General features: G+C 71.0%; 23 protein-coding genes and 1 riboswitch. Of the genes, 20 read left to right on the top strand and 3 right to left on the bottom strand.

Translation table 11 applies throughout. The annotated features are described in order from the left end of the window. Nucleotides 1-47 precede the first annotated feature (47 nt). From polA to WD794_06090, 14 genes are all read left to right on the top strand, one after another. Nucleotides 48-2789, top strand: coding sequence for a DNA polymerase I (polA, locus tag WD794_06155; GenBank protein ID MEX2289894.1), 2742 nt, complete (start codon nucleotides 48-50; stop codon nucleotides 2787-2789). A 354-nt stretch (nucleotides 2790-3143) separates the two neighbouring features. Then, nucleotides 3144-4046 (top strand): caspase family protein, encoded by a 903-nt coding sequence (locus tag WD794_06150; GenBank protein MEX2289893.1) that lies wholly within the window; start codon nucleotides 3144-3146, stop codon nucleotides 4044-4046. Between the two features lie 23 nt (nucleotides 4047-4069). Continuing rightward, a complete protein-coding gene (locus tag WD794_06145) occupies nucleotides 4070-5491 on the top strand; it encodes a replication-associated recombination protein A (protein MEX2289892.1) in 1422 nt (473 codons plus the stop codon). Continuing rightward, nucleotides 5488-5889, top strand: a complete 402-nt coding sequence (locus tag WD794_06140; GenBank protein MEX2289891.1) for a DUF948 domain-containing protein — start codon at nucleotides 5488-5490, stop codon at nucleotides 5887-5889. The genes WD794_06145 and WD794_06140 overlap by 4 nt, the downstream gene beginning before the upstream one ends. Continuing rightward, nucleotides 5886-6176 (top strand): hypothetical protein, encoded by a 291-nt coding sequence (locus tag WD794_06135; GenBank protein MEX2289890.1) that lies wholly within the window; start codon nucleotides 5886-5888, stop codon nucleotides 6174-6176. Before WD794_06140 ends, WD794_06135 begins: the two co-directional genes overlap by 4 nt. A 17-nt stretch (nucleotides 6177-6193) precedes the next feature. Next, the gene (gene alaS, locus WD794_06130; GenBank protein MEX2289889.1) at nucleotides 6194-8860 is read left to right on the top strand and encodes an alanine--tRNA ligase; all 2667 of its coding nucleotides are present in this window, start codon (nucleotides 6194-6196) and stop codon (nucleotides 8858-8860) included. A 229-nt stretch (nucleotides 8861-9089) separates the two neighbouring features. Next, on the top strand, nucleotides 9090-9524 hold the full coding sequence (gene ruvX, locus WD794_06125; protein ID MEX2289888.1) for a Holliday junction resolvase RuvX: 435 nt from the start codon (nucleotides 9090-9092) through the stop codon (nucleotides 9522-9524). Between the two features lie 10 nt (nucleotides 9525-9534). Beyond that, a complete protein-coding gene (mltG, locus tag WD794_06120) occupies nucleotides 9535-10638 on the top strand; it encodes an endolytic transglycosylase MltG (GenBank protein ID MEX2289887.1) in 1104 nt (367 codons plus the stop codon). Further along, nucleotides 10635-11414 (top strand): shikimate dehydrogenase, encoded by a 780-nt coding sequence (locus WD794_06115; GenBank protein MEX2289886.1) that lies wholly within the window; start codon nucleotides 10635-10637, stop codon nucleotides 11412-11414. Before mltG ends, WD794_06115 begins: the two co-directional genes overlap by 4 nt. A 59-nt stretch (nucleotides 11415-11473) precedes the next feature. Continuing rightward, nucleotides 11474-12130 carry a roadblock/LC7 domain-containing protein gene (locus WD794_06110; GenBank protein MEX2289885.1) on the top strand — a complete coding sequence of 219 codons (657 nt, stop codon included), beginning with the start codon at nucleotides 11474-11476 and terminating at the stop codon, nucleotides 12128-12130. Between the two features lie 58 nt (nucleotides 12131-12188). After that, a complete protein-coding gene (locus tag WD794_06105; protein MEX2289884.1) occupies nucleotides 12189-13289 on the top strand; it encodes a DUF4388 domain-containing protein in 1101 nt (366 codons plus the stop codon). Further along, nucleotides 13289-13873, top strand: coding sequence for an ATP/GTP-binding protein (locus WD794_06100; protein ID MEX2289883.1), 585 nt, complete (start codon nucleotides 13289-13291; stop codon nucleotides 13871-13873). Before WD794_06105 ends, WD794_06100 begins: the two co-directional genes overlap by 1 nt. Nucleotides 13874-14010: 137 nt before the next feature. Beyond that, a complete protein-coding gene (locus WD794_06095; GenBank protein MEX2289882.1) occupies nucleotides 14011-14385 on the top strand; it encodes a hypothetical protein in 375 nt (124 codons plus the stop codon). Between the two features lie 157 nt (nucleotides 14386-14542). Continuing rightward, complete coding sequence (locus tag WD794_06090; protein MEX2289881.1) at nucleotides 14543-16210, top strand: ATPase, T2SS/T4P/T4SS family; 1668 nt, start codon at nucleotides 14543-14545, stop codon at nucleotides 16208-16210. 2 nt (nucleotides 16211-16212) lie between these two features. On the opposite strand, the gene WD794_06085 is transcribed toward WD794_06090, so the two are convergent. The 3 genes from WD794_06085 to WD794_06075 all read right to left on the bottom strand — a co-directional run bounded on the left by WD794_06085 (nucleotide 16213) and on the right by WD794_06075 (nucleotide 17056). After that, on the bottom strand, nucleotides 16213-16512 hold the full coding sequence (locus WD794_06085; GenBank protein ID MEX2289880.1) for a type II toxin-antitoxin system PemK/MazF family toxin: 300 nt from the start codon (nucleotides 16510-16512) through the stop codon (nucleotides 16213-16215). After that, nucleotides 16512-16745, bottom strand: coding sequence for an antitoxin (locus WD794_06080; GenBank protein MEX2289879.1), 234 nt, complete (start codon nucleotides 16743-16745; stop codon nucleotides 16512-16514). Before WD794_06080 ends, WD794_06085 begins: the two co-directional genes overlap by 1 nt. A gap of 161 nt (nucleotides 16746-16906) precedes the next feature. Beyond that, the gene (locus WD794_06075; protein ID MEX2289878.1) at nucleotides 16907-17056 is read right to left on the bottom strand and encodes a hypothetical protein; all 150 of its coding nucleotides are present in this window, start codon (nucleotides 17054-17056) and stop codon (nucleotides 16907-16909) included. A 298-nt stretch (nucleotides 17057-17354) separates the two neighbouring features. Here WD794_06075 and WD794_06070 point away from each other — a divergent pair, with 298 nt between their 5' ends. The 6 genes from WD794_06070 (at nucleotide 17355) to WD794_06045 (ending at nucleotide 23356) form a co-directional block, all read left to right on the top strand. Then, on the top strand, nucleotides 17355-18566 hold the full coding sequence (locus WD794_06070; protein MEX2289877.1) for a type IV pilus twitching motility protein PilT: 1212 nt from the start codon (nucleotides 17355-17357) through the stop codon (nucleotides 18564-18566). 14 nt (nucleotides 18567-18580) lie between these two features. Further along, nucleotides 18581-19798 (top strand): type II secretion system F family protein, encoded by a 1218-nt coding sequence (locus WD794_06065; GenBank protein MEX2289876.1) that lies wholly within the window; start codon nucleotides 18581-18583, stop codon nucleotides 19796-19798. Nucleotides 19799-19938: 140 nt separating this feature from the next. Then, a riboswitch (cyclic di-GMP riboswitch) is annotated at nucleotides 19939-20014 on the top strand. Between the two features lie 81 nt (nucleotides 20015-20095). Beyond that, the gene (locus WD794_06060) at nucleotides 20096-20512 is read left to right on the top strand and encodes a prepilin-type N-terminal cleavage/methylation domain-containing protein (protein ID MEX2289875.1); all 417 of its coding nucleotides are present in this window, start codon (nucleotides 20096-20098) and stop codon (nucleotides 20510-20512) included. A gap of 134 nt (nucleotides 20513-20646) precedes the next feature. Beyond that, nucleotides 20647-21198: a prepilin-type N-terminal cleavage/methylation domain-containing protein gene (locus WD794_06055; GenBank protein ID MEX2289874.1), complete on the top strand. Its 552-nt coding sequence runs from the start codon at nucleotides 20647-20649 to the stop codon at nucleotides 21196-21198. Then, nucleotides 21192-21827 carry a prepilin-type N-terminal cleavage/methylation domain-containing protein gene (locus tag WD794_06050; GenBank protein MEX2289873.1) on the top strand — a complete coding sequence of 212 codons (636 nt, stop codon included), beginning with the start codon at nucleotides 21192-21194 and terminating at the stop codon, nucleotides 21825-21827. Before WD794_06055 ends, WD794_06050 begins: the two co-directional genes overlap by 7 nt. Further along, nucleotides 21824-23356: a hypothetical protein gene (locus tag WD794_06045; GenBank protein MEX2289872.1), complete on the top strand. Its 1533-nt coding sequence runs from the start codon at nucleotides 21824-21826 to the stop codon at nucleotides 23354-23356. Before WD794_06050 ends, WD794_06045 begins: the two co-directional genes overlap by 4 nt. Nucleotides 23357-23549: the final 193 nt, after the last annotated feature.

The raw sequence follows: 23549 nt of genomic DNA, 5'->3' as shown, positions 1-23549 counted from the left end.
GAAAGGGGAAACAGGCCGCCACGGCGGTACTGCGCCCCGGACTACCAATGGCCGCTGCGAGCAAGGACGAGACGACGCCCGGACGTTCGCGGCTGCTGCTCCTGGACGGTCACTCCCTGGCCTACCGGGCCTTCTTCGCCCTCCCGGTCGAAAACTTCTCCACCACCACCGGTCAGCCCACCAACGCCGTCTACGGCTTCACGGCGATGCTCATCAACGTGCTGCGCGACGAGCAGCCGACCCACGTCGCGGTCAGCTTCGACGTCTCGAAGTCCACGTTCCGGACCGAGGCCTACGCCGAGTACAAGGCCGGCCGTGCCGAGACCCCCACCGACTTCAAGGGGCAGGTCTCCCTCGTCCGCGAGGTGCTGGACGCGCTGCGGGTGCCGATCGTGTGCGCCGAGGGCTTCGAGGCCGACGACGTCATCGCCACCCTCGCGACGCAGGCCGCAGCGCAGGACATGGACGTCCTGATCGTCACCGGCGACCGCGACGCCTTTCAGCTCGTCAGCGACCGCGTGACCGTGCTCTACAACGCCCGCGGCGTGTCGGACATGCGCCGGATGACGCCCGAGGCGGTGCAGGAGAAGTACGGCCTGTCGCCCGCGCAGTACCCCGAGTTCGCCGCGCTGCGGGGCGATCCCAGCGACAACCTGCCCGGCATCCCCGGTCTCGGCGAGAAGACCGCGACCAAGCTCATCCAGCAGTACGGCGACGTCGCCTCGCTGGTCGACCACGTCGACGAGGTCAAGGGCAAGGTCGGCGACAATCTGCGTGCGGGGCTGTCGAACGTCGTCCGCAACCGCTCGCTCACCGAGCTGGTGCGCGACGTCCCGCTGGACCAGGGCCCGCAGGACCTGCGGCTCGGGCAGTGGGACCGCGACGAGGTGCACAAGGTCTTCGACGCCCTGCAGTTCCGGGTCCTGCGCGAGCGGCTGTACGCCACCCTGTCTGCGGTCGAGCCCGAGGCCGACCAGGGCTTCGAGGTGGCTCACCGGGTGCTCGGGCCGGGGGAGGTGCGAGCCTTCCTGGAGGGGCTGCCGAGCGGGGTGCGGGTCGGGCTGCACGTGCGCGGCTTCTGGGGGCGGGGCACCGGCGACGCCAACGGGCTCGGCATCGCCGCCGTGTCCCCCGCCGACGGCGACGCCTCCGAGGCGGCCTTCATCGACTTGACGACGACGGATGCCGACGACGACGCGGCGCTGGCAGCATGGCTCGCCGACCCTGTCGTCGAGAAGGCGATGCACGACGCCAAGGGGCCGCTGCTGGCCCTGCACGCCCGCGGCTGGAGCGTCGCCGGGCTGACCAGCGACACGGCGCTGGCGGCTTACCTCGCCCTGCCGGGCCAGGGCGTCTTCGACCTGGCCGACCTGGCGCTGCGCTTCCTGCGCCGGGAGCTGCGCGCGGAGGTCGCGGAGGACGGGCAGCTCTCCTTCGACGTCGCCCAGGACGACGGTGGACTGCAGGACGCCGGGGCGGCCGACGCCGCCGTGCGGGCCCGGGCGGTCGCCGACCTGGCCGTCGCGCTCGACCAGGACCTCGAGCGGCGCGGGGCCACCGCGCTGCTGCGGGACGTCGAGCTGCCACTGGTCGCCGTGCTCGCCGACTGCGAGCGGACCGGTATCGCCGCGGACGTCGACCACCTCGTCGCGCTGGAGAGCCGGCTGCGTGAGCAGGTCAAGCAGGCGGCCGAGGCGGCCTACGAGACGGTCGGCCACGAGTTCCACCTCGGCTCGCCCAAGCAGCTGCAGACGCTGCTGTTCGACGAGCTCGGCCTGCCGAAGACCAAGAAGATCAAGACCGGCTGGACGACCGACGCCGACGCGCTGACGAACCTGCTCGGCACGCACCCGGTCATCGAGGCGCTGCTGCTGCACCGCGAGATGACCCGGCTGCTCATGGTCGTGGAGAAGCAGCTGCTACCGACGGTGGTCGACGACGGGCGCATCCACACCACCTTCAAGCAGATGGTCGCGGCGACCGGCCGGCTGTCCAGCGACAATCCCAACCTGCAGAACGTCCCGATCCGCACCGCGCAGGGCCGCGAGATCCGGCAGGGCTTCGTGGCCGGCTCCTCGAAGGACACTGCCTTCGAGGCTCTCATGACGGCCGACTACAGCCAGATCGAGATGCGGATCATGGCCCACCTGTCCGACGACGCCGGGCTGAAGGAGGCCTTCGACACGGGGGAGGACCTGCACACCTTCGTCGCCTCGCGGGCCTTCGGGGTGCCGGTGGAGCAGGTCGACCCGGAGCTGCGCCGCCGGGTCAAGGCGATGTCGTACGGCCTGGCGTATGGCCTGTCGGCCTTCGGGCTGGCCAACCAGCTGCGCATCCCGACGGACGAGGCCAAGGAACAGATGACGGCCTACTTCGAGCGGTTCGGCGGCATCCGGGACTACCTGCACAACGTCGTCGCGCAGGCCCGCAAGGACGGCTACACCTCCACCGTCCTGGACCGCCGCCGCTACCTGCCGGACCTGACCAGCGACAACGGCCAGCGGCGGCAGATGGCCGAACGGATGGCGCTCAACGCACCGATCCAGGGCAGCGCGGCCGACATCATCAAGCTGGCGATGCTGGGGGTCTCCCGGGCTCTGAAGGCCGAGGGCCTGCGGTCCCGGCTGCTGCTGCAGGTGCACGACGAGCTGGTGCTCGAGGTGGCCGAGGGAGAGCGCGAGGCGTTGGAGGCGATGGTGCGGCGGGAGATGGGCGGCGCCTACCCGCTGAGCGTCCCGCTGGACGTCAGCGTCGGCGTCGGCCGCACCTGGGACGACGCCGGCCACTGAGCCCGGCGCCGGCCCCCTCCCACGCCGCCACCTTCCCCCGGGCACCTTCCCCCGGGCACCTTCCCCCGGGCACCTACCCCGGGCACCTACCCCCGGGCACCTCCCCCGGGCACCTCCACCAGCCACCTCCCACGCGGCCACCGACATGATCCACGCGAAGTTCAAGGTGGTTCTACGTTCCAGATCCACCTCGAACATCGCGTGGATCACCAGCGGCCGGGGCTGCGGCCGGGGCTGCGGAGCCTTCCGCCGCCACGACAGGCCAGCGTACTGTGGCGGCTTGCGGTGGTTCGTCCCCGTCGGGGGCAGGACCGGGTGCGCACCTGGCGCATCCAGCGCAGGAGGGAGCGCCGCGTGCGGAGACGGCTCTGCGGAGTGCTGGTTGCCTCGCTGACGGGGCTGGCCGTCGTCACCGGCCTGCCCGCAGGCGCCAGCAGCCCGGTACTGCCCGCAGGCGCCAGCAGCCCGGCACCGCCCTCGGGCGCCGCCGCCCCGATCCCGTTGCCACCACCTCTGGGACCGAGCCCCACACCCTCGCCGAAGCCGCCTCCGAAGACGCCGCCGCCTACCGCGGCGCCGGCGGACCGCTGGGCGCTGCTGGTCGGCGTCACCCACTACCGCGGCAGGGTCAAGGACACCGTGGCCGGCGCCAACGACGCCCGGCTGGTACGCGACGTGCTGCTGCGCCACGGGTGGCGCTCGGATCGGATCCGGATCCTCACCGACGACCAGGCCACCGGCCGGGCGGTCGCGGAGGGCATCGGCTGGCTGCAGCGCAACAGCAGCAGCAAGACCTTCTCCTTCTTCCACTACTCCGGCCACGTGAAGCAGAAGAACGGCCACGAGTACCTCTGGCCGGTCGACAACGCCTACATCGCCGACACCGAGGTGTCGCGGGTGCTGCGGGCCCTGCGGGGCACCGGCTGGACCAACATCAGCGGCTGTGAGGCCGGTGGCTTCGACGAGGGGCTGTCCAGCCCGCGGCACCTGTTCACCGGCAGCTCGCACGTCACCGAGAAGTCCTACGAGGACCGCAGCACCGGCTTCAGTGTCTGGAGCGGCTTGCTCTTCGACGAGGGGCTGCGGGACAAGAAGGCCGATCGCGACGGCGACGGCGGTGTGAGCGTCAACGAGGCCTTCCAGTACGCCGCCCCGCGGGCCCGGGACTACACAAGGAACCAGCGCCCGTACGGTCCGCAGACCCCGCAGTGGGCCGGCGGCAACGGCTCGCTCAACCTGGCCAAGCCCCGCATCTGAGCCTGCACGCATAGGGTCGGGCCGTGCCCGGCGACTCCCTCTTCGACGCCGCTGAGGAGCAGGCCGCTGCCCAGGTGGCTCCGCTGGCCGTCCGGATGCGCCCGCGCACCCTCGACGAGGTGGTCGGTCAGTCGCACCTGCTCGGCCCCGGCGCCCCGCTGCGCCGGTTGATCGAGGGCGACGCCCCACTGAGCGTGATCCTGTGGGGTCCGCCCGGCACCGGCAAGACGACGCTGGCCATGCTCATCGCCCGCTCCACCTCCCGCCGGTTCCGTGAGCTGTCCGCCGTGACCGCGGGGGTGAAGGACGTACGCCTGGTCGTCGAGGAGGCCAAGCGCGCGCTGGGGGAGACGGGCGCGCAGACGGTGCTGTTCGTCGACGAGGTGCACCGCTTCAGCAAGACCCAGCAGGACGCGCTGCTGCCCAGCGTGGAGAACCGGTGGGTGACCCTGGTCGCCGCGACCACCGAGAACCCGTTCTTCAGCGTCATCTCGCCGCTGTTGTCCCGCTCGCTGCTGCTGACGCTCGAACCGCTGACCGACGCGGACGTACGCACGGTGGTCGCCCGGGCGCTGGCGGACGGTCGCGGGCTGGACGGCCAGGTGACGGTCGACGACGACGCCCTCGACCACCTGGTGCGGCTGGCCGGCGGCGACGCGCGGCGCTCGCTGACGGCGCTGGAGGCCGCTGCGGGGGCGTCGGACCACGTCACGCTGGCGCTGCTCGAGCAGGCCGTCGACCGGGCCGCGGTGCGCTACGACCGCGACGGCGACCAGCACTACGACGTCATCAGCGGCTTCATCAAGTCGATCCGCGGCTCAGACGTGGACGCCTCCCTGCACTACCTGGCCCGGATGGTCGAGGCGGGGGAGGACCCGCGGTTCATCGCCCGGCGGCTCGTGGTGCACGCCAGCGAGGACATCGGCATGGCGGACCCGTCGGCGCTGCAGGTCGCGGTGGCCGCGGCGCAGGCGCTGGAGCTGATCGGGATGCCGGAGGCGCGGATCAACCTCGCGCAGGCCACCATCCACCTCGCGCTGGCGCCGAAGAGCAACGCGGTCATCGCCGGGGTGGACTCGGCCCTGGCCGACGTCCGCGCCGGGCGCACCGCAACGGTGCCGCCGCACCTGCGCGACGCGCACTACGCGGGTGCCAGCAAGGTGGGGGTCGCCGGCTATCGGTACCCTCACGACTTCCCGGGTGGGGTCGTGGCGCAGCAGTATGCGCCCGACCCGGTCGTGGGGCGGGAGTACTACTCGCCTCGCGGGCTGGGGGTCGAGCGTGTCGCCTCGCAGCGGCTCGCGGGGCTGCGCGAGGTGCTGCGCGGCGACCGCGGGGTGGTGCCCGAGGATGCCGCGGACGGCTTCCGCCCCCGGTGCAGGCCCGCCCCACCCACCGTCGAGGAGCTCAGCGGCCCCGACTCGAACAAGGACACGCCTGGATGATCAGCATTGGCCAACTCGCGGCCCTCATCGCAGCGATCGGCTTCGCGTCGCTGATGCTCGCCCTCAGCTACGTCGTCCTCGGACTGCGCAAGACGGTGCGGGAGACCGAGCGGCTGGTGGCCGGCCTCACCCAGACCACCGTGCCGATGCTCACCGAGGTCACCGGGACGGTCGTCCAGGTCCGCCAGGAACTCACCCGGGTCGATGCGATCACCGCGAACGTGCAGTCGATGAGCGGCAACGTCTCGGCGCTCACCTCGCTGTTCGCCGCCACCCTCGGCAGCCCCATCATCAAGGTCGCGGCCTTCTCCTACGGCGTGCGGTCACTGGCCACCAAGCGGCACGAGAAGGACATCAACAAGCGGGTCCGCGACGAGATGAAGCGGGGCCGTCGATGACCCGCCGGCTGGTCTACATCGCGTTCGGCGCGGCGGTCGGTGTGCTCGTGGTGCACCGGGCGACGCAGGCCGCCAAGCGCTTCACCCCCGTCGGCGTACAGAGCTCGGTGGCGGCCGCCGTCAGCGGCCTGAGCGAGGCGCTGCGCGATGCCACCGCGGAGCTGAGGACCGCCATGGCCGAGCGCGAGGAGGAGCTGCGTGCGACCCTCGGGCTGGACGGCAGCCACGACCTCGTCGACTACGTCGACCCCGGCCACACCGGCGGCATGGAGCCCGACGTCCGATGAGCTGGACCCCTCCGGGGATGTCGTCGGCGGAGATCCGCCGGCGGTTCCTGTCCCACTTCGAGGGCAACGGCCACATGGCCGTGCCCTCCGCCTCGCTGATCTCGAACGACCCGACGCTGCTGCTCGTCGTCGCCGGCATGGTGCCGTTCATGCCGTACTTCCTCGGCGAGGCCACCCCGCCCGCGTCACGGCTGGCCAGCGTGCAGAAGTGCGTGCGCACCCTCGACATCGAGGAGGTCGGCAGGACCACCCGGCACGGCTCGTTCTTCCAGATGGCCGGCAACTTCAGCTTCGGCGACTACTTCAAGGAAGGCGCGATCGACCTCGCCTGGTCGCTGCTGACCGGCAGCGTCGCCGCCGGCGGCTACGGCCTGCCCGAGGACCGGCTCTGGACCACCGTCTACCTCGACGACGACGAAGCGTTCGAGCTGTGGAAGCGGTACGTCCCGGAGTCGCGCATCCAGCGGCGGGACAAGGCCGACAACTACTGGCACATGGGCGTGCCCGGCCCGGGCGGCCCGTGCAGCGAGATCTACTACGACCGCGGCTCGGAGTACGGCCGGGAGGGCGGTCCGGTCGCCGACGAGGACCGTTACCTGGAGGTCTGGAACCTCGTCTTCATGCAGTACCAGCTGTCGACGGTGCGCACGAAGGTCGACTTCGACATCGCCGGGCCGCTGCCGGCGCAGAACATCGACACCGGCATGGGGCTGGAGCGCGTCGCGACGATCCTGCAGGGCGTCGACAACCTCTATGAGATCGACACCTCGAGGGCGATCCTGGACCGGGCCGCCGCGCTGACCGGCGTGGCCTACGGCCGCGACCCGGAGGCCGACGTGCGGCTACGGGTCGTCGCCGACCACGCCCGTACCGCCGTGATGCTCCTCGGCGACGGCGTCCAGCCCGGCAACGAGGCGCGCGACTACGTCCTGCGCCGCATCCTGCGCCGTACCGTCCGCTCGATGCGCCTGCTGGGCGCGCAGGATCCGACGATGGAGGCGCTGGTCGAGGCCTCCATCGGCGCGATGGGCCCGCAGTACCCCGAGCTGGTCGACGCTGCCGCCCGGATCACGGCGGTCGCCGTCGGCGAGGAGCGCAGCTTCCTCGAGACCCTGACCAAGGGTGCTGTCGTCTTCGACAACGCCGTTCCCGCCGCGCGGCAGTCCGGCGGGATGCTCTCGGGTGCGGCGGCCTTCACACTGCACGACACCTTCGGCTTCCCGATCGACCTGACGCTGGAGATGGCCGCTGAGCAGGGCCTGTCGGTCGACGAGCCGGGCTTTCGCGCACTCATGAAGGAGCAGCGCGAGCGGGCCAAGGCGGACGCCCAGGCCAAGAAGACCGGCGGCGCCGATCTCGGTGCCTACCGCACGCTGCTCGACGCCGCTGGTGGCACCGAGTTCACCGGCTACGCCGAGGTGGCCTCCGAGGCGGTGCTGCGCGGGCTGCTCGTCGACGGCGCCGTCGCGTCGGCGGCCCCCGAGGGCGCGACCGTCGAGGTCGTCCTGGACCGCTCGCCGTTCTACGCCGAGGCGGGCGGGCAGCTCGCCGACAACGGCCGCATCGTGCTTGCCGACGGCACGGTGCTCGAGGTCGCCGACGTCCAGAAGGCGCTGCCGGGGCTGACCGTGCACAAGGTGCGGGTGGTGTCCGGGGAGGTGCGGGTCGGGCAGCCGGTGCAGGCGCAGGTCGACGTCGAGCGCCGGCGGGCCATCTCGCGGGCGCACACCGCCACCCATCTGGTGCACACCGCCTTCCGGGCCGCACTGGGGGAGTCGGCCACCCAGGCCGGCTCGGAGAACCGGCCCGGGCGCTTCCGCTTCGACTTCGCCTCCCCGTCGGCGGTGCCGGCCTCGGTGCTGGCCGACGTCGAGCAGGAGATCAACGAGATCGCGCTGGCCGACCTGGAGGTACGTGCCTTCGTCACCTCCCAGGACGAGGCCCGGCGGCTGGGGGCGATGGCGCTGTTCGGCGAGAAGTACGGCGACGAGGTCCGCGTCGTCGAGGTCGGCGACTACGCCCGCGAGCTGTGCGGCGGCACGCACGCCGCCCGCTCCGGGCAGCTCGGGATGGTCACGCTGCTGTCGGAGTCCTCGATCGGCTCGGGGGTGCGCCGGGTCGAAGGGCTGGTGGGGCTGGACGCCTACTCCTACCTGGCCCGCGAGCACGTGCTGCTGGCCCAGCTGGCGGCGGCGTTCAAGGTGCCTTCCGCGGAGGTCCCCGCGCGGGTGGAGGCCATCGTCGCGCGGCTGCGCGAGGTCGAGAAGGAGCTGGCGGTCCTTCGTGCGGGTCAGGTGCTCCAGCAGGCCGGCGCGTTCGCCGCGGCGGCGCGCGACGTCCACGGGGTCGCCTACGTCGGGGTGGAGGCACCGGCCGGCACCCCGGGTGACCTGGTGCGGCAGCTGGCGCTGGACGTCCGCGGGCGGCTGGCGGCCGACCGGCCCGGTGTCGTCCTGGTGGCGGCGCCCGGCGAGCGGGTGACGCTGGTGGCGGCGGTCAACGATGCCGGCCGGGCCCGTGGGCTGTCCGCGAACTCCGTGCTGCGCGAGGCGGCGGCGGCGGTCGACGGCAAGGGCGGCGGCAAGGACGACGTCGCGCAGGGCGGCGGCTCCAACGCCGCCGGCATCCCGGACGCGCTCGTGCGGGCGGAGCACCTCATCGGTCGCGTCGCCACCGCCGGCTGACCCACGCAGCGCCCCCGGGGGTGATCCACGCAGCGCCTCCGGGGGTGATCCACGCAGCGCCTCCGGGGGTGATCCACGCGAAGTTTGAGGTGGTTCAGCGGCGCGCATCCACCTGCAACATCGCGTGGATCATGAGGGATTGGATCATGGTGAGAGTGGATCATGGTGAGCGGGGGCGCCGTAAGGTGGACGGCCATGAGCGCTGGACGGCCATGAGCGCTGGCCGGCCATGAGCGGCATCCCGGGCGTCGTGCTCGCTGTCGACGTCGGCACCGTACGGGTAGGTGTCGCGGCGTCGGACCCGCACCGGATCCTCGCCTCGCCCGTGGAGACGGTGCCGGCGCCGGGCCACGCCCGGGTGGCCGAGCTGGTCGCCGAGCGGGAGGCGGTGCTCGTGGTCGTGGGGCTGCCGACCTCGCTGTCGGGCCGGTCCGCGAGCGCGTCGGCCGACATGGCGCGGGCGTGGGCGGCGACGTTCGCGCCCCTGGTGGCGCCGGTCGAGGTGCGGCTGGTGGACGAGCGGCTCACGACCGTGAGCGCGACGGCTGCGCTCCGCGCCTCCGGCCGGTCCACCAGGAGGGGCCGCGGCGTGATCGACCAGGCTGCGGCGGTGGCGCTGCTGCAGGGGGTGCTCGATCGTCCGGGCACTCGACCCGCCCGATAGTCTCGGTTGCGTGACGGATCTCCTGCAGTTGCGCGACGAGCGCCCGCGCCCGCGCCGCCATCGGCGCGGCGGCCGTTCCACGCTGCTCGCGGTGCTGTTCCTGCTGCTGCTCGTCGCGGCGCTGGTCGCCGGTGCCGTCTTCGCGGGCGCGAAGGTGCTCGACCGCCTGAGCAGCTCCGCCCCCGACTACGAGGGGGAGGGCAGCGGCGAGGCGGTCGTCCAGGTCGAGCCGGGCCACACGGCCGGTGACGTGGCCGACACGCTGGTCGCGAAGGACGTGGTGGCCAGCCGGCAGGCGTTCTTCGAGGTGGCCGCCGCCGATCCACGGGCCACCGGGCTGCAGCCCGGCTTCTACTCGCTTCGGCTGAAGATGAGCGCAGCCTCGGCGTTCGAGCTGCTGCTCGATCCGGCTGCGCGCCTGGTCGGGCGGGTGACGATCCCGGAGGGCCGCAACGTCGAGCAGACGCTCGAGCTGCTCGCCGCCGGCAGCGAGATCCCGCTCGCCGACCTCGAGGCTGCGGCCGCCGCTCCGGCCGAGCTCGGCCTGCCGGACTACGCGCAGAACCAGCTGGAGGGATTCCTGTTCCCGGCCACCTATGACCTCGAGCCGGGCACCACCGCAGTGCAGGTCCTCACCCAGATGGTCGACCGCTTCGAGCAGGCCGCGGACACGGTCGGCCTGGAGGAGGGTGCCCGACGCCTGGGTCTGTCCGCGTACGAAGTGGTGATCGTGGCCAGCCTGATCGAGCGTGAGGTGAAGTTCGACGACGAGTACGGCAAGGTGTCGCGGGTCGTCTACAACCGGCTCGACCAGAAGATCCCGCTGGGCATCGACGCCGCGATCGCCTTCGGCGTCGGCAAGAACGCCGGCGAGCCGCTCACCAAGTCCGACCTGGCCAAGGACACGCCGTACGAGAACCGTCGCAAGACCGGACTGCCGCCCACGCCGATCGCGTCCCCGGGCGAGGCGACCCTCGAGGGCGCTCTGAACCCGGTGGACGGCGACATCCTGTACTACGTGCTGGCCACCGCGGAGGGCCGGACGTTCTTCACCGACGACTACAACGCCTTCCTGCGCCAGCGCGACAAGTCCCGCGCCGAGGGCATCTTCTGAGGGCGGCGGTCCTCGGCCGGCCGATCGCCCACTCGCTGTCGCCGCGGCTGCACCGGGCGGCCTACGCCGCGCTCGGTCTGGACTGGACGTACGACGCGGTCGACCTCGGCGCGGACGAGCTCGCCGGCTTCCTCGACGGCCTCGGCCCGGAGTGGGCCGGCCTGTCGCTGACGATGCCCCTGAAGCAGGCGGTGCTGCCGCTGCTGGACGAGGTGTCGGACCTGGCGGTGGACGTGGCCGCGGCCAACACCGTGCTGCTGCACGGCGGCCGGCGCAGCGGCCACAACACCGACGTGCACGGCATCGTGGCGGCACTGGCGGAGGCCGGCGTCACCCGGGCCGACCGGGCGGTCGTGCTGGGTGGCGGGGCGACGGCGCGTTCGGCGCTGGCGGCGCTGGCGGCGCTGGGCTGCACGTCCCCGGTGCTGGTCGTGCGTTCGGAGCCGGTGGAGACGCTGGCGTCCGCCGCCCGGCTGGGGGTGACGCCCTCGGTGGTGGAGTTCACGCCGGCGGTGTTCGACGGCTGCGACCTGCTGGTCAGCACGCTGCCACCGGGCGCGGGGGACCGCTTCGCGCCGTACGTCGCCGACGTGCCGGTGCTGCTGGACGTCGCCTACGACCCGTGGCCGACGGCGCTGGCCGCGGCGTGCCGGGCGGTGGTGGTCAGCGGCGCGTCGATGCTGCTGCACGGCGCGGCGCTGCAGGTGCAGCTGATGACCGGCCAGGAGGCACCCGTCCGGGTGATGGCGGAGGCACTGCCAACGCTCAAGGCCTGACCGGAGGGGGCCGATGGCTGTTCCAGAGGCGGAGACGGCCGCCAGGTGAAGGAGCCCCGATGACCGACCTGCACAGCGGCAGCCGCTCCGAGCGGCTCGACCGGGCGATCCACGCGCTGCTCGCGCAGACCCCCGAGCTCGAGGCCGCCGCGGTGGTCTCCTTCGACGGGCTGCCGATGGCCGCCGCACTGCCCCCCTCGATGGACGAGGACCGGGTCGCCGCGATGAGCGCCGCGCTGCTGTCCCTCGGCGAGCGCGCCGCGCAGGGCCTCGGCCGGGGAGAGCTCTCGCAGGTCTACATCGAGGGTGATGCCGGGACCGTCTTCCTGGTCGCCGCCGAGGACGAGGCCGTCCTGGTCGCCGTCGCCAGCAAGGGCGCCAAGGTCGGCATGATGCTGTACGAGGTCCGTCGCGCGGCTGCTGCCGTCGCCGAGGTGCTCAAGGCCGAGGACGAGCCGCTGGCCGTCGTTCCCGCGCAGCCGGAGCCGGTCGTGCAGGCCGCGCCGGCGGCAGTCCACGCGCCGCCCGCCGAGCCGTCCTACAGCGAGCCGTCGTACAACCAGCCGTCCTACAACGAGCCCATCCACAGCTCGCCGGCCCACAGCGCCCCGGCGTACGTCCCGCCGGTCGAGACGACCTGGTCGTCCTACGCACCCAGCGGAAGCGTCGTGCCGGACAGCGTCATGCCGGTTCTGCCGCCGTCCACCTGGTCCTGAACCACCTGGTCCTGAACTCTGCGCCCACCACCCCGCCCACCGACCCGACGGGACCGTTGTGAGACTCGAGGGAACGCTCGACGCGTTCAGCCTCCCGGACATCTTCCAGCTGCTGAGCTTCACGAAGAAGACCGGGACGCTGCACCTGAGGCGCGAGAGTGCGCACGGTGCGGTGCACCTGCGCGGTGGCGCCGTCACCGGTGCCCGGGCCGATGTCGCCCGCCAGGAACTCGGCCGGCGACTGCTCGGCAGCGGTCTGGTCGACGACGAGGTGCTCGCCGCCGCCGCCGAGGAGCTGACCGGCGACCCGTCGCTGAGCCTGGCCCAGCTGCTGGCCGAGAAGGCCGGGCTCGACGTCGAGCAGGTCCGGGCAGTCGCCGCCGAACAGGCCACCGACGCCGTCTTCAGCATGCTGCGCTGGGCCGATGGTGAATTCGCCTTCGTGGTGGACGAGACCGACCCGGACGACCTGGGTGCGGCGGTACCGGTCGAGGAGGTCGTGGCCGAGGGCCAGCGCCGGCTGGCCGCCTGGGCCGAGCTGGTCGAGCAGGTTCCTGCTCCCGACTCCGTCGTCACCGTCAACCCCGCGCCGGCCGGCGATCCGGTCGCCAGCCGCGACGAGTGGACTCTGCTGTCGCTGGTCGACGGCCGCCGCACCGTCGCCGACCTGGTCGCCCTGTCCGGCCGCGGTGAGTACGCCGTGGTGTCCGCCCTCGCCGGCCTCGTCGGCCGCGGGCTGGTCGTCGTCGGCGGCCCCGGTGACGACCAGCTGCTGCGCCGGCAGAGCCTGCTCGCCGCGCTCGAGGGCACGCCGGTGCCGGAGGCTGCCGCGCCGGCGCCCGCTCCGGTGATCCCGTCCCCGTCGGTCCCGGTGGGCGCCCCGGTCATCCCCGAGCGCCCCGAGCCCTTCACGCCGGCGCGCCGTCCGGAGCACGCCGAGGAGGCGCCGGCCTACGCCCGGGCCAGCACGGCGACCGGCGCGCCGTCGACCCGTACGACCACCGCAGGTGCAGGCTCGTCCCACGGCTCCGTGCACGGAGCCACGGCGCTGCAGCCGCAGGCGTCCGCCGTCCCGGCGGTCGCCGGCCTGATCGAGCGCGACCCGAGTGTGAACAAGAGCCTGCTGCTGCGGCTCATCGCCGGCGTGAGGGGTCTGTGATGGCGACACGCAATCCGAACCGCCGCAAGCACGGCGGCACCGCGGTCAAGATCGTCGTCACCGGCCCGTTCTCCGCCGGCAAGACGACGCTGATCCGGACGATCAGCGAGATCACCGTGCTGTCGACCGAGAAGGACATCACCGACGACACCCGGTCCCGCAAGGCCGAGACGACGGTCGCCATGGACTTCGGCCGGATCACGATCGACCGCGACCTGGTGCTCTACCTGTTCGGTACGCCGGGGCAGGACCGCTTCGACTTCATGTGGGAGATCCTCGGCGAGGGGATGCTCGGCTACATCCTGCTGGTCGACGCCTCGCGGGAGGACTCGCTCGAGGAGGCCGTCGGCATCCTGGCGGCGTTCCGCAAGATGGCCCGCGTGCCGTTCGTCGTCGCGCTGAACCGGGCCGCCGGCATCGACCCGTCGGACGAGGACAAGGTCCGCTCGGTGCTCGAGCTGGGCGACGACGTGCCGGTCGTGCCGTGCGACGCCACCGATCGCGAGTCGGTCAAGGCCGTGCTGCTGGCGCTGCTCTACTCCGTTGTCGACCAGATCGACGCGCCGGCCGGCGCCGGGGTCTGAGCATGGGCTGGTTCCGGAGGTCGGCGGGGCGGCACGCACTCGGCGCGGCCGTCACGGCCCTCCCGTCCGGGCCGCTCGCCCCGGCGGACGGGTCAGCGGTCCCTGCTGCCCCGGTCCCTGCAGCCCCGGTCCCTGGTGTGCCGGCGCCCGACCTGATGACCTCGATCGCGGCGCTCATCAGCTCGGGCGAGGCGTGGAACGTCACGTCCGTGCCGCAGGACAACTCGCCGCTCCAGTCCTGGAGCCGTTCTGCCCCTGCTCCCGCCGCACCTCCGGCGACGTCGGCTCCGGCTCGGTCCTCGCTCGAGGAGGCGCTGGCCGGGCTGCTGCCCCAGGCGGAGACGGAACTGTCCACCGGCCCGCCGGCGGAGGCGTCGGCGCCGGTCGCAGCTCAGCCTGCGTCGCGGGTCCAGCTGGGCTTCCGGGACGGGACCTCCACCATGCTCGACCCCTCCTCCAGCCAGTCGATGGCCCTCGAGCAGCTCGCCCAGTCGCTGACCAGCCACGACTGACGTCGGCGCTGGAGCTGGCCGGGTCGTACGACGGACCTGCGGCGGCTCGACGACGCGCCGCGGCCGGCCCCGGCGCTGGACTGAGCCGAACGGGTCAAGCACGCTGGGAGTTCGTCCGATGAGGACGAGGACGACACCGGCCCCAGGAGACCCACGCGTGAAGCAGCTCGGAGACATCCTGCTCGAGGGTGGGCACGTCAGCCACGAGCAGCTCGGCACCGCGGTCGAGGAGCAGCGCCGCCTCGGCCGCAGCCTGGGCCGGGTGCTGGTCGACATGGGGATGCTGTCGGAGGGTCAGCTGGTCGCCGCGCTCGCCACCCAGATCGGCCTGAAGTTCGTCGACCTGTCCGACTACGCCGTCGACGGCTCGGCGGTCTCGCGCGTGCCGGCACCGGTGTGCCGCCGGCACAGCGCACTGCCGATCGGCTACGAGGACGGCAAGCTCGTCGTGGCGATGGCCGACCCGGCGAACGTCTTCGCGGTCGACGACATCCGCTCGATGACCGGACTCGAGGTCAAGTCGGTCGTGGCCACCAAGACCGACGTGCTGGCCGCGATCGACCGCTACCACCGCGGCGACGACGAGATGGACGAGCTGACCTCCGCCATCGATGTCCAGGACGACGCGGACGACGACCTGTCCAAGGTCACCGAGATCGTCGAGGACGCGCCGATCGTCAAGTTCGTGAACCTGCTCATCACGCAGGCGATCCAGGACCGTGCCTCCGACATCCACATCGAGCCGGCCGAGAAGGACCTGCGCGTCCGCTTCCGCATCGACGGCGTGCTGCACGAGGTGATGCGCTCGCCGAAGACGATCACCTCCGGTGTCACCAGCCGGCTGAAGATCATGGCCGACATCAACATCGCCGAGCGCCGCATTCCGCAGGACGGGCGCCTGTCGGTCAACGCCAACGGCAAGAAGATCGACCTGCGCGTCGCGACCCTGCCCACCGTGTGGGGCGAGAAGATCGTCATGCGCATCCTGGACAACAGCACCGCCATGCTCAACCTGTCCGACCTGGGGTTCGGCCAGGAGAACTACGACGTCTACAGCAAGAGCTTCGTCAAGCCGTACGGGATGATCCTGGTGACCGGGCCCACCGGCTCGGGCAAGTCGACGACGCTCTACGCCACGCTGAACATCGTCAGCCGGCCCGAGGTCAACGTCATCACGGTCGAGGACCCCGTCGAGTACCGCCTGCCGGGCATCAACCAGGTGCAGACCAACGTCAAGGCCGGCCTCACCTTCGCCGCCGCGCTGCGGTCGATCCTGCGCTCGGACCCCGACATCGTGCTGCTCGGTGAGATCCGCGACCAGGAGACGGCCCACATCGCGATCGAGGCCGCGCTCACCGGCCACCTGGTGCTGTCGACCCTGCACACCAACGACGCCCCGTCGGCGATCGTCCGGCTGACCGAGATGGGCGTCGAGCCGTTCCTGGTGGGCTCCGCGCTGGATTGCGTGCTCGCCCAGCGGCTGGCCCGCAAGCTGTGCCCGAAGTGCAAGGAGGCCTACCAGCCCTCCCGGGAACAGCTGGTGGACATGCGCTTCCCCTGGTCCGACGACGAGCCGCTCCCCACGCTCTACCGCCCCATCGGCTGCAGCGCCTGCTCCAAGACCGGCTACAAGGGCCGGCTCGCCCTGCACGAGGTGATGGCGGTCAGCGAGGACATCGAACGGATGACGGTGGAGCACGCCTCGGCGATGGCGATCGGCAAGGTCGCCCGCGAGCAGGGGATGATCACGCTGCGCGACGACGGGCTGGCCAAGGTCAAGGCCGGCCACACCTCGATGGAGGAGATCTTCCGCGTCGTGGTCTGAGCTCAGGCGAGGTCGAAGGCCGCGAGTACGGCTGAGGTCAGCGTCGCCTCCTGGTCGGGGAGCAGTGCCCCGACATGCCGCCCGAGGAGCTCGGCGCGGATTGTGGTGATGTTGTCGCAGGACACCACGCTGTCCTGGTCCAACCCGTTGAGCCGGCCCACGGGTACCTCGGTGGCCAGGCCGCGGACTCGACTGGTGATGGGCGCCACCGTCACGGAGGACATCCGCGACCGGACGCCGGTTCGGGTCAGGATGAGCACAGGCCGAGGCCTGTCCATGCGTGCGAGGTAGATGGGTCGCATCAGTCGAGGTCCAGCGGCTGGCGGGACGTCCAGGCGACCATCGCCTCCAGGTCCTCGTCCTCACCGTGCTTGATCAGGAGCTGGACGTCCCGCTCGACAGCTGCTCGCCGCCGTTCACGCAGGAGAGCTCGAGTGACGACATCTGCGCGACTCGCCGCAGCACCCGTGGCCACGAGGTCGTCGAGGAAGTGGACCAGGTCATCGGGCAGCCGTAGCGCGATCTGCTTGGTCATCCCGAAACGGTACCACTGTGGGATGCGCGGCGGTCGAGGACGACTTGCTGCTCAAGGCACTGCTCCGAACGGTCGATGCCTGGCGGAGCACCGGACATGCCGGCCTGCTAGGGAGGACCGCACGTGGACGCGAAGAACCCCGCCCCATCGGGCATGGACGGCTACTTCGGCTCGGTGCCGCCGGTGGCCAAGCCGAGCGAGCCGTCGCCGCTCGACCCGAGCTGGACCCCCGCGCCGCCGATGCAGCCGTCGGCCCCGATGGACGTCAGCGCCCCGGCGATGACGTTCGACGCGCCGCCGGCCCCGGTCACGGCTCCTCGTCCGCCTGCACCGGATGCTGCTGTGGCTGCGCCGGCAGCCTCGTACGCACCGGCTCCGACCGCTGCGCCGGTTGCGTTGTACGCACCGGCTACGACCGCGGCGCCGGTTGCGTCGTACGCACCGGCTCCGACCGCGGCACCGGCTGCGTCGTACGCACCGGCTCCGACTGCTGTACCGGCAGCGGCTCCGGCCGCTGTACCGCTGATGCCGCAGGCACCTGTCCCCGTCGCGGCGGCGCCTGTCCAGCCGCCTCTGCTGGCGCCGGCGGCCGTTCCCGCAGCGGCCCCGGTGCGGGCGCCGACCCCGCCGCCGCTGTCCGCGCCGGTGGTGCCCGCCCAGGTGGCTCCCGCAGTGCCGGCGGCGCCCGCAGCACCTGCGCAGAAGCCCGCGGAGCAGGCCGTCCGGGTCGGTGCCGAGGACACCACCGAGGACAGCGCGTTCCTGTCGAACCTGCTCATCCACGTGCTCGAGCAGGGCTGCTCCGACCTGCACCTGACCGTCGGCGCGCATCCCACCGTCCGTAAGTCCGGCGGCCTGGTGCAGCTCGACGAGGACTACCCGAAGCTCACGCCGCAGCTCATCCAGAAGACGATGTACGCGATCATGTCGCAGAAGCAGCGGGAGAAGTTCGAGGAGGAGCTCGAACTCGACTTCGCCTACTCGCTGCCGGGCAAGGCGCGGTTCCGCGTCAACGTCTACAAGCAGCGCGACGCGGTGGGTGCGGCGTTCCGCCTCATCCCGTACGAGATCAAGAAGCTCGAGGACCTCGGCGTTCCGCCGGCAGTGGCCAACCTGGCGATGCTTCCGCGCGGCTTCGTCCTCGTCACCGGCCCCACCGGCTCGGGCAAGTCGACGACTCTGGCTGCCGTCGTCGACCTGGCGAACCGGCAGCGTGCCGACCACATCATGACCGTCGAGGACCCGATCGAGTTCCTGCACTCCCACCAGAAGTCGCTGGTCAACCAGCGCGAGGTGGGGGAGGACACGTGGTCGTTCAAGAACGCCCTCAAGCACGTCCTGCGTCAGGACCCGGACATCATCCTGGTCGGTGAGATGCGCGACCTCGAGACCATCGAGATCGCCCTGACCGCCGCTGAGACCGGCCACCTCGTCATGGCCACCCTGCACACGCAGGACGCCGCGCAGACGATCGACCGCGTGATCGACGTGTTCCCGCCGTCCCAGCAGCAGCAGGTCCGAGTCATGCTCTCGGGGGCGCTGCAGGGCGTGGTCTGCCAGCAGCTGGTGAAGACCGCCGACGGCAAGGGCCGCGTCGCCGCGATTGAGGTCATGATCGCGACGCCGGCGATTCGGAACCTCATCCGCGAGGGAAAGACCCACCAGATCTACTCGGCGCTCCAAGCCGGCGCGAAGCACGGCATGCAGACGATGGACAGCCACCTGGCTGCGCTGGTCAAGCAGGGCAAGATCACTTACGACGCGGCGCTGGAGAAGTGTCACCACGTCGAGGACTTCAACCGGCTCTGCGGCCGGGCGTGAGAGGCGACTGACTGATGGCTACCGCGACGTTCGAGTACAAGGTCCGCGACGCTGGCGGCAAGCTGAAGACCGGCAAGATCGACGCCGAGTCTCAGGCCCAGGTGGCGACGAAGCTCAAGGCGATGGGCTACGCGCCGCTGAGCATCACGCAGGCCAACACCGGGATGAACAAGGAAATCAGCCTCGGCCGCAAGAAGAAAGTCAAGCTCAAGGACCTCGCTGTCTTCTCGCGCCAGTTCGCCACCATGATCAACAGTGGCCTGAGCCTGCTGCGGGCGCTGAACATCCTCACCGAACAGACGGAGAGCAAGGAGCTCGCTCGCGTCCTGGCTGAGGTCCGCAACGACATCGAGACGGGTGGCAGCCTGTCGTCGGCGATGGCCAAGTTCCCGGAGACCTTCCCGCCACTGATGGTGAACATGTGCCGGGCCGGTGAGGTCGGCGGCTTCCTGGACCAGGTCCTGCTGCAGATCGCCGAGAACTACGAGGCCGAGGTCAAGCTCCGCGGCAAGGTGAAGGCCGCGATGACGTACCCCATCGTCGTCTTCGTGATGGCCATCCTGATGTGCATCATCATGCTCATCTTCATCGTCCCGGTCTTCGCCAAGATGTTCGAAGGACTGGGAAGTACGCTGCCGTTCCCGACGCGGATGCTGGTGCACCTCAGCGATCTCTTGAAGGCAACGGCGCCGTTGCTGGTGCTGGGGCTTATCGGCGGATTCTTCGTGTGGGGGAAGGTCAAGCGCAAGGAGCAGGTCCGCAACGTCATCGACCCCTTGAAGCTGAAGGTGCCGGTGTTCGGCGACCTGTTCCAGAAGATCGCGCTGAGCCGCTTCTCCCGCAATCTCGGGACCATGATGAAGAGCGGTGTCCCGATCCTGCAGAGCCTGGACATCGTCGCGGACACGACGGGCAACGTCGTACTCGCACGTGCCATCCGCGACGTGCAGGAGAGCGTGCGCAGTGGTGAGTCGCTCACACGACCGCTCACCGAGCATCCGGTCTTCCCGCCGATGGTCGTTCAGATGATGGCAGTCGGCGAGGACACGGGTGCACTCGACACGATGCTCATGAAGATCGCCGACTTCTACGACCAGGAGGTGGAGGCGACTACCGAGTCGCTCACCGCGCTCATCGAGCCACTGATGATCGCGTTCCTCGGCACGGTGGTCGGCGCGATGATCGTGGCCCTCTACATGCCCATCTTCAAGGTCTTCGACCTGATCGAGTAGGCGCGCGACGTGCATCAGGAACGGGCCGCCGGCAGTTGGGGCGGCCCGTTCATGGTTCCTGCATGTCCCGAGAAATCTTCGTCCGGATGCTCAAGCGACGCCTACGCGCGTACGAAGTACTTCTTGTCAACGAGCCGCACGGCCAGCAAGGGCACACCCGTCGCGAGGCGGGGTCGCAAAGCCAGGGAACCGGAGACGGTCAGCCCAGCTGCCTGGTCGGCACCTCCTTAGGGAGGGGCCGCGCCTGGCGCCTCATCCACGCGCGGCTCACCATCATTCCGTCCAGGAGGACACCCCATGCTCGCTCGGATCCGCAAGGCCCAGGAGAACGGCGAGGGCGGCTTCACCCTCATCGAGCTCCTCGTCGTCATCATCATCATCGGCATCCTCGCCGCCATCGCGATCCCGACGTTCCTCAACCAGCGCACCAAGGGCTGGGAGTCCTCGGCCAAGTCGGCGCTGAAGAACGCCGCCACCGCGCAGGAGTCCTACTTCACGGACAACAACGCGTACGCGGCGGACGAGACGACGCTGAACGCCGAGGGCTACAACACGAACGCCGACGTCCCGCTGGTCTTCGAGACCCAGACCGACGGCACCACGTTCTGCATGGAGGCGACGCACGACGCCGGCGGCGCAACGTACGCCTACGGCAGCGCTGGTGGCGCGCCGATCAAGGGCGGCGCCTGCGCCGCCGATGGCACCGTCAGCTAGCAACCAGACGAGTGGCGGGGGGGGGGGGGGGGGGGGGGGGGGGCCCCCCCCCCGCTTTCGTGTGTCGCCACCGGCCACGACGCAACGGACTGACCTTCCGCTCAACCTCGGTGCCCCTGCCGCCGATAGCACACATGATCCCCCGCGATGACCAGAAGGGCGACGGCATGCGCCAGTTCAGCGAGCGACTCCGCCGTGACGACGGCGGCTTCTCCCTCGCGGAGATGCTCGTCGCGCTGGTGCTGATCGCGCTCGTCTTCTCCGGGCTCGTGGCCTCCATCATCTCTGGCCTGAAGAGCGTGCAGAAGTCGAACCGACAGGTCGCCGCGAACCAGCTCGTGAACGAGGTCCTGGAGAACCTGCGGACGCAGCCGCTCGTCGTCGTCGCGCCGCCGGCGGGTCACACCACCGCGACGAACTCGCTGCCCGCCGTGAACCGCCGCAGCGTCGGCTACACGGCCGCCGTCACGCGCACGTGGGTCGACAGCCCGTGCAACAACGTCCTGAGCGCCCCGGCTAGCCCGCACGATTACCTGGAGCTGCGGGTGGACATCTCCTGGAGCGACAAGACCGGCACGACGAAGACGCACCGGGTCGACAGCATCCGGACGCCGCTCGAGGGCGAGCAGATGCCCGGTGGGACGAGCTACGCGCCGGTCCAGGTCGACGCGTTGGCGTCATGTTGAGCCGCCGCGACGGCAGAGGCCGCCGCGACGCCGGGTTCAGCCTAGTCGAGCTCCTCGTGGCGCTCCTCCTAGTGAGCGTGGTCGGGACGATCGTCTTGGTGACGCTGAACTCCGGCTTTCGGTCGACGACGCTCATCCAGCGGGAGACCGACATCTCCGCTGAGTTCCAGCGCACCGTCGAGCGCATCTCGCGTGAACTCCGCGTCGCCGACCCGCTGGAGGCCGCGGTCCCATCCGAGAACCGCATCCAGGTCCGGGTGCTGCGCGAGGGCGGGTGCTACCGCTACTTCTACCTTCAGGAGTCGACGGAGCTCGTGCAGTACATCCAGACGCCTCTGCTTCCCACCCCGCCGCCGCCCGGGAGCCCGACTGTCGACGGCGTCTGCACCACCGCTGCTCCCGCGTCGCTGTCGGCACTTCCCAGGAAGGTGCTGCTGCGCGGCCTGACGCCCGGCACGACGGTGTTCCGCTACTACGCGAAGAACGGGGCACAGCTGACCTTCCCCGGCGCGCAGACACGAGATGTAGCTCAGGTCGAGATCACGCTGCGCCGCGCCGGCGGTTCCGGCGCGCCCGTGACCGTCGCGACCCGCGTCGACCTCAGGAACAAGCAGGAGGCTCCGAAATGACGCGCCCACGTCGCATCGCGCACGGCTCGGACGACGGCTCTGTCGTTCTCGCTCTGTTGGCGTCACTGATGGTGGGAAGCCTGGTGCTCGTCATCACGGCCACCGCCATCGGCGGGCAGCGGGTCGTCCGCTTCGATAGGGACTTCAGCGCCGTCATCGCGGCTGCTGACGCCGGGGTCCAGGACGCTCTGCACCGCCTCAACAGCGGCCGGGATCCCATCAGCCCGATGCCGGCGCTCGCCTCGACACAGCCGAACGTCGTCACGTGCCAGGCTCCGCTGCCGACCTCCCAGAAGTGCATCACCGGCACCGCTGGCGTCGCGAGGTACCAGTGGTATGCCGTCAAGGTGCTCGGGCGCGAGTGGGACGTGCACTCGCGCGGCGAGCGCAACGGCCGTGTCCGCACCGTCGTCGCCCGGCTGCTGGAGAACCGCGAATTCTTCGCCAGCGCCTTCGCCGACACCGAGATCTTCTTTACCGGTGGCAACGTCGCCGACAGCTACAGCAGCGGCGCGCCGGGTCCGGCCATCTACACGCCGCGTGCCGGCCGCCTCGGCGTGCTGGGGTCGAACGGGCCGTTGAAGGTGCCGAACAGCACGATCATGGACGGCGCTCAGCTGTGGAACTTCGCGCCGACCCCTGCGGGGTACACCGGACCGCTTCCTGCGCCCAGCGACGACCTCAACACGCGTTGCCCGAACACGCCGACTATCGGCCTGACCATGCCGCCGCAGTACCCAGCGTCGTCCTACTCACCCGCGATCGACCCCGACGTGGCTGACCCGCCGGGCAGCCTGAGCGCCTGCTCTTCGGAAGCGACCCTCCGGCCGTCTTCGGGACAGGCCTACCAGGAGCGGATCGCCAACCGGCGCGTGATGTCACCGTCGCCCGACGAACTGCAGGCACGAACCACCGACTGCGTCGCGGCTGCCGGCGGCAGCTTCACCAGCATCCCGTCCTTCAAGTCGTCGACCACTGCGACCCTGGCCCCGGCCACGGCAGCCCCGCCTCCAGCAGGCCTGGTGCGCGTACCCCCCAAGACGGTCAACGGCACCACTACCCCTGGGTATTACTGCTTCCGGAACACGGGCTCCGGTCCCAGCGCCGTGGCCGTCGACTTCGACGCGAGCTTCTCGGTCTCAGGAGCGTCCGGCAGCGATCCAGTGGTCATCGTCGCGCTCGGCAACGTCAAGGTTATCGGCGGTGGCAGCAGGACGATCAACTGCGAGGCGTGCGACACCGGCGGCAAGGCGAGCAAGACGCCAGCGGCCGCCGCGCTGCGCATCTACATCGCGCCGACGCCGTCCGGGACCATCGGCACCTTCGACGCCTCCTCCAACAAGTTCATGTCCTTCGCCCTGTCGGCCCCGTTGTCCGACTGCACCGGCGGCTCGCAGAACGAGGTGTACGGGTCGCTCATCTGCAAGCGCCTGCAGACGCAGGGTGGGTGGAACTTTCATTACGACGTGGCACTGGCGGCGATCGGAAACAACACCTTCACGATCCAGCGGTACGAGGAGCGCCGGTAGCAGCCGCTGCGCCTAGACTGTGCGCGTGACGGCGGTGCTCGGTGGCTTCGTTGCGCTGCTCGGCCTGCTCCTCGGCTCCTTCCTCAACGTGGTCATCCACCGCGTCCCGAGAGGTGAGTCGGTCGTTCGCCCACCGTCCGCCTGCCCCGGCTGCGGCAACGCCATCCGGCCACGGGACAACGTCCCCCTGGCC

The organism is Mycobacteriales bacterium (genome assembly GCA_040902655.1).
Classification (GTDB): Bacteria; Actinomycetota; Actinomycetes; order Mycobacteriales; family SCTD01; genus SCTD01.
Note: the sequence above shows the minus strand (reverse complement) of the source record. Positions and strands in the feature narration are given on the sequence as shown.

Excerpts from the sequence above, each read along its gene's own strand:
- polA (MEX2289894.1), top strand. The coding sequence starts at position 48 with ATGGCCGCTGCGAGCAAGGACGAGACGACGCCCGGACGTTCGCGGCTG.
- WD794_06140 (MEX2289891.1), top strand. The coding sequence starts at position 5,488 with ATGATCAGCATTGGCCAACTCGCGGCCCTCATCGCAGCGATCGGCTTC.
- WD794_06135 (MEX2289890.1), top strand. The coding sequence starts at position 5,886 with ATGACCCGCCGGCTGGTCTACATCGCGTTCGGCGCGGCGGTCGGTGTG.
- alaS (MEX2289889.1), top strand. The coding sequence starts at position 6,194 with ATGTCGTCGGCGGAGATCCGCCGGCGGTTCCTGTCCCACTTCGAGGGC.
- ruvX (MEX2289888.1), top strand. The coding sequence starts at position 9,090 with ATGAGCGGCATCCCGGGCGTCGTGCTCGCTGTCGACGTCGGCACCGTA.
- WD794_06110 (MEX2289885.1), top strand. The coding sequence starts at position 11,474 with ATGACCGACCTGCACAGCGGCAGCCGCTCCGAGCGGCTCGACCGGGCG.
- WD794_06100 (MEX2289883.1), top strand. The coding sequence starts at position 13,289 with ATGGCGACACGCAATCCGAACCGCCGCAAGCACGGCGGCACCGCGGTC.
- WD794_06085 (MEX2289880.1), bottom strand. The coding sequence starts at position 16,512 with ATGCGACCCATCTACCTCGCACGCATGGACAGGCCTCGGCCTGTGCTC.
- WD794_06080 (MEX2289879.1), bottom strand. The coding sequence starts at position 16,745 with ATGACCAAGCAGATCGCGCTACGGCTGCCCGATGACCTGGTCCACTTC.
- WD794_06065 (MEX2289876.1), top strand. The coding sequence starts at position 18,581 with ATGGCTACCGCGACGTTCGAGTACAAGGTCCGCGACGCTGGCGGCAAG.
- WD794_06060 (MEX2289875.1), top strand. The coding sequence starts at position 20,096 with ATGCTCGCTCGGATCCGCAAGGCCCAGGAGAACGGCGAGGGCGGCTTC.
- WD794_06055 (MEX2289874.1), top strand. The coding sequence starts at position 20,647 with ATGATCCCCCGCGATGACCAGAAGGGCGACGGCATGCGCCAGTTCAGC.
- WD794_06050 (MEX2289873.1), top strand. The coding sequence starts at position 21,192 with ATGTTGAGCCGCCGCGACGGCAGAGGCCGCCGCGACGCCGGGTTCAGC.
- WD794_06045 (MEX2289872.1), top strand. The coding sequence starts at position 21,824 with ATGACGCGCCCACGTCGCATCGCGCACGGCTCGGACGACGGCTCTGTC.